Annotated in this window: 4 protein-coding genes; all 4 read right to left on the minus strand. The window is 54.5% G+C overall.

Annotated elements, in window-relative coordinates; all coding sequences use genetic code 11:
- A partial coding sequence (locus VMW13_00160) for a hypothetical protein (protein ID HUV43220.1) occupies positions 1-264 on the minus strand: 264 nt, incomplete at its 3' end.
- Positions 265-383: 119 nt separating this feature from the next.
- Entirely contained in the window at positions 384-2,183 is a 1,800-nt protein-coding gene (locus VMW13_00165; GenBank protein HUV43221.1) for an ABC transporter substrate-binding protein, read from the minus strand.
- Positions 2,184-2,455: 272 nt separating this feature from the next.
- Positions 2,456-4,426 carry a serine hydrolase domain-containing protein gene (locus VMW13_00170; protein ID HUV43222.1) on the minus strand — a complete coding sequence of 657 codons (1,971 nt, stop codon included), beginning with the start codon at positions 4,424-4,426 and terminating at the stop codon, positions 2,456-2,458.
- Positions 4,427-4,741: 315 nt separating this feature from the next.
- Positions 4,742-4,882, minus strand: a complete 141-nt coding sequence (locus VMW13_00175) for a DUF5679 domain-containing protein (GenBank protein HUV43223.1) — start codon at positions 4,880-4,882, stop codon at positions 4,742-4,744.
- Between the last annotated feature and the right edge of the window lie 295 nt (positions 4,883-5,177).

Below are 5,177 nucleotides of genomic sequence, written 5' to 3' on the forward strand. Positions count from 1 at the left end.
TAGCGAGACTACTCTGGACCAGCCGAAGTTGCCATGGAAAATCTGGTTCATCCAGGTCCCGTACTGCACCCACACCGGGTCGTTGAGGCCGTATTTCTCGATGATTTCCGGGAGCTGACTGTATTGCTGAGGGCTTCTGACGTAGAGGGTGGCCCTTTCGACTGGTGAGAAGAACTGCAGGACGGCAAAGATAAGCAGGGTGACCCCGAAGAGCACCGGGATAAGAAGGAGCAACCTTCGCGCGATGTAAGCTCTCAGTTCCACGAAAGAGCCCCCTTTGTGGATTTCAAGGAAAGCGAGGTAAGGCCCCGAGGGGCTTTACCTCGCCTCTCTCACGTCCCCTATGCTTCTAGAGGGAAGTACCCGGCCATCCAATCCAGGCCTTAGTACTCCTTGCTCAAATCGTACAGGTTGCCGTAGTTCCCCGGCAGTACCGGGTTATGGTAGAAGCCTTTGACCCAACTGCGGAAATAGCGCCTGCCAAGAGGTTGTGCCAGAATAAAGCTGGGCACATCGTCAATATACAACTGGTCCAGCTTACGGTATGTAGCTTCTCTGGCAGCAGCGGTAGTCCCTGCGATCCCCTCGGCGATGAGAGCATCGACCTCGGCATTCTTGTAGTTCTGCCAGCCGGAGAAAGTGCCGGCACTGCTCTGGAACGGGAAGATGAAGTTGTGCGCATCCGGGTAGTCGGCCATCCAGCCTATCTGGAACATCGGCATGAGCGCGGCATACATACCGCGGAGGAGGGTTGGCCACTGCATTACCTGGATGAGTACAGTGAACTTCTCGTTGATGTTGAACAGGTTCTCCTGGAGAATCTCGCAGCCTATCTTCCGCGTTACGTTGCCGGCATTATAGGCGATAGTGAAGGTGAAGCCCTTCTCCCAGACCTCACCACCCCAGGCCTTCTTGAGGTGCTCCTCTGCCTTGGCCAGGTCCCATGTGTACCTGGGTGCGTTGGCATCGTAGTATGAAAGACCTTCGACAATCGCCGAACCGGTCTGCTGCGCCTCGTTCTTCAGGGCATCCTTGAGGTAAACCTCCCAGTTGAACGCGTAGGCTATTCCCTTTCGGACGTCAACGTCGGTAAAGAAGTCGTTGGGGATACCGGCACCGTCCAGCTTACCACTACCGGTGAACGTACTCTCCTCGCTGATGTCGAACTGGAAGAAGAGAGCATCGTTATTGAGAGTGGGGAGGTCCTTCCAGATTGTCAGACCCTCAACACCCTCGAGTTCGTCAATATGGGCCCTGGGGACGTCGACGTGGTCGGCATCACCGGCCTCGAGCATCAAACGCCTGGTGGTCCATTCCTCGACAACCTTGATGACGACGCGTTCCAGCTTGGCCGGGGCACGCCAGTAGTTGTCGTTCCTGACGAGGACGGTCTCGACGCCCTCATCCCATCTCTCCAGCTCGAAGGGGCCGGTGCCATTCATGACTGATTGAATTGGCGAGCCACCGGAAGGCGGGTCATTGAGTGCTTCGTAGGAGGCCTGGGTGCCGTCCCAGTCACCATTCTCAATGCACCACTCCATGTCGAGAATGCTGCCCCAGGAGTTGGAGAGTATCTGTAGGAACGGCTCGTAGGCAGACACCAGATTAAACTGTACCCAGTCGCCGTCAACCTCGACCTTGCTCTTTATCTCGTCGAGGGGAATCAGACCGTCGTCGGTCCGTGTGGTGTGAGTGTCCGTACCGAAGAGAGGCTCGAAAAGCATCCACTGGGGGCCGGCACCGTAGTCCTGTACCATACCGCGTTCGAAGGAATATTCCACGTCTTCGGGGGTCATGGTATTACCGTTGTGGAACTCGACCCCTTTCCGAATCTTGAAGCGGTAGGTCTTGCCATCTTCGGAGACAGTCCACTCGGTAGCCAGAATGGGGTCGAACTCCGTCGTGCTCTCACCCTTCCAGAATAGCAGCGTCTCGTAGACAGCCTGGATAATCTCGCCGCTGGAGGTATCGTAGGCGTAGGCCGGGTCCAGAGAGTCAGGCGGTCCAATGGTAGCATAGATGAAGGTGCCCGGGTTCTTGATATCCGGTTGCGCCGGTTCCTCCTTCTCCACTTCTTTGACTTCGCCAGCCTCCTCTGCCTGACAGGCGGGTAGCAGCATTGCGGCGATTACACATGCTGCTACCAGGGTAAAGATGAACTTCCTTTTCCCTTTCGGTATCATGTTTCCCTCCTTTTTTTAGGCTCGGCAAACTGTTGCCAAGCCTATGCCGGGTCTCCCGCTGAACTAACCTAGTACTATACACCGTTGAAGCAAGCTCGTCAATAGGCGTAGCAGGAAAATTCGCAATTGGTCACAAGTACAGTCCTGGATTAGCCTAGCATAGACACTCTCTTGCTCTAACCACCAAAATACCTATTTCTCATGCGCACTTGACTCATTTTAGGCATAGGTAATATGCGCAAACAGAAGGGGTGTTAGCGAGCCACGGATGCTTAGAAATGAAACCCCAGCAGGTTGAAGTACCAGAGTTGCCAGACGAAGAACACCCCTGCCAGGGCAACGAGTGTGTAGTGCAGACGCGAGGCCAAACGCCAGTAGCGTCTGCGCCACGATAGGAGAGCAAGGGTGACCACCGCGATCATCAGAACAGGGGATGCCAGGGCGGCTGTGAGTCCGGCGTATGCGAGTCCAGGTACGCCGTATACGATTTCCTCCGACCTGCCCAATTGAATGAACAGAATAATAACCAGCGCGGTATTCAATGCACTGACCCCCACAGCCATCCGGCGGGCTAATTGGAGCAGCACGGGATGTGATGTGTTCACCTTGTCCCTGCGCCGATCCAGAAACACTTGGGCAGGGTGCCGTAGCACGGATAGGAAAGCCAACATGCACACTCCAAGTAGAATGCAATGAAACGTGGGGGTTTCATACCACGAGAGTTTGATGAAGGCTATCTGGGGAGCGTCACCATCGAACATGTGGGTGATACGGCCCCGGTTGTCTTCGCGGAAAACCAGTACCTTCCAGTCGTAAACATTACTGAAGACCAGCGGTTCCACCTCGATGCGCCGTCTGGGTCCGGAACCACCCTGCCTGAGCAGCAATACACCGTCACGGCTGGCGGTTACGGTGACCAGGTTGAAAAGCTCGCCTACCCGCTCGATTGTAGTGTATCGGCGGTTTGTAGGTCGATATGTGCCAACATACTTACCGGCACGCTCCTGGAAATCGGCTGGTGGTTTCAGGGTGGGAGAGTCAGGTGAAGGATAGTAGCGATTCAGGAATGTCTGCAGTAACTCTTCCAGCGCCGCTCCCCTACCCCCGCAATTGTAGCAAACGAACAGGCCTGCACCGTGTTCAGGCAGGAGCACTACGAGTGTAGAGAAGTACCTGGTGCCACCAGTGTGCACGAGGAGTCGCTGCGTATTCAGTTTCCTTTCAATGAAGCCGTATCCCATTCCACTGAGTCGATAATCGTGGGTGAAGTGCTGCTGTTGCATGTCTCGCGCAGTACGTTCTTGCAGGATACGATTGCCGTTGTAAAACCCTCCCTGGAGGTGTGCAATCATGAATCTCGCCATGTCCCCGGCTGTTGTGCTCATACCGCCAGCCGGTGTCAACTGGAAATACTGGAACTGACCAGCCTTTTGAGTATGGTTCGTAGAGATGTATCCCGGGGTTCCGTTAGAGGTAAGGTCAGACGGCAATGGTTGCCGGAAGGTGCTGTGGGACATGCCCAGGGGCTTCAGTATATTTTCCTCGATGTACTGGTAAAAAGGCACACCGGAAATCTGCTCCACGATGTATCCGGCCAGTGCAGCTCCATGATTGGAGTAAGCTGTCAACTCTCCGGGAGGCCGTACCCGGTCGGGCATGTTATTAGCCAGGACTTCACCCAGCGGCAGTAAATCTTCGGCACTGTGTGCTTCGGTGCCAAGAAACCGGCTCGCCAGCCCGGACGTGTGCATAAGCAAATGCGAAAGCGTGATGGGTTCGGCGTAGGTGTCCGGGATACGGAAGTTCTCCAGGTACATGTTGATGTCGGTATTCAGGTCCAGTTGCCCTCTTTCTACGAGTTGCATCACGGCGGTCCACGTGAATAGCTTGGAGACTGAACTCACTCGAAAAAGTGTCTCATCAGCACTGACCGGTATTTGCTTTTCAATATCGGAGTACCCATAGCCTTTGGCGAAGATTGCCCCACCGTCCTTGACTACTGCCACCGTTGCCCCGGGAATGTGGTGTTCATCCAGTTGTCCTTGCACAAACTCGTCCATAAAGGTTTCTAACTCGTCAGGGTCGGTAAGGCCTGGCTTATCGTGGGGTACGGAGTACTCTGGCTGTTCTGTACTGGCATCCACAGCTTCCGGGAACGGGAGTTGCCCGGCAACTATGACAGCCATACCTACCATAAAGGCGGAAATCACTATCATCTGAAAGGTACGTACTCGACCTTTCATGGATATACCTCTTCCTGGCATTCGCGTGGACCATTTGATGTGGCCGTTTCAGTTAGTCACAGCACCAAATGGTACATCGGGCCGCATTCAATGTCAAAGCCCTATCCGACCCTGAGGGCACTTCAGCCTGCCTCTTCAACGATAGGTACGGCCGGTGCGGACCGGTAGCCAACGAGACGTTTCACAAACGACTTGTGCAGTCCAAGTCACACAAAAGCCTATAATGTTACCCTCGGAGGATAAACGAATAGGCTGGGCATCCCGATACCGGGAAAACCCAACCCTTTCTATTCTAATGGCTATGCCAGCAAAGACCTAGCTCTTACCGATTCTGAACATCTTGGTTCCACAGTTGGGGCAGACACCCTGGGTTGCCGGTTTTCCGTTCTTCATGGTTACGGCCTTGGCGTCCTTCATCTCCCTCTTAGCGCGGCACTTCACACAATAAGCTTCCATACGATTTCCTCCCCTGTTTTCACCGAGATTACGACATTCACTCCTGTATGTCAAGGCAGCGTTGTATCATCCTTAAGGGGTTCGGACGGTGCCCACGCCACAAATAGAGCAGTCTGTGGTTCAGGCACAAGAAAAGGGCTGCGGGATTTCCCGCAGCCCTTTTCAGTGTACTACCTGACAGACCAGGCTAGAAGCCAAACAGCGCCGGTTGCTCGGTCTCTCTCCTGACTGCCTCTTCTTCCTTCCTTTCCCGCCTCTCGGTTCGGTCTCCTTCCTGTCTGGCTAGTGTTCTCTT

Source organism: Dehalococcoidales bacterium, from assembly GCA_035529395.1.
GTDB lineage: Bacteria > Chloroflexota > Dehalococcoidia > Dehalococcoidales > Fen-1064 > DUES01.

Coding starts and splice junctions, on each gene's coding strand:
- VMW13_00165 (HUV43221.1), bottom strand. CDS start 2,183: ATGATACCGAAAGGGAAAAGGAAGTTCATCTTTACCCTGGTAGCAGCA.
- VMW13_00170 (HUV43222.1), bottom strand. CDS start 4,426: ATGAAAGGTCGAGTACGTACCTTTCAGATGATAGTGATTTCCGCCTTT.
- VMW13_00175 (HUV43223.1), bottom strand. CDS start 4,882: ATGGAAGCTTATTGTGTGAAGTGCCGCGCTAAGAGGGAGATGAAGGAC.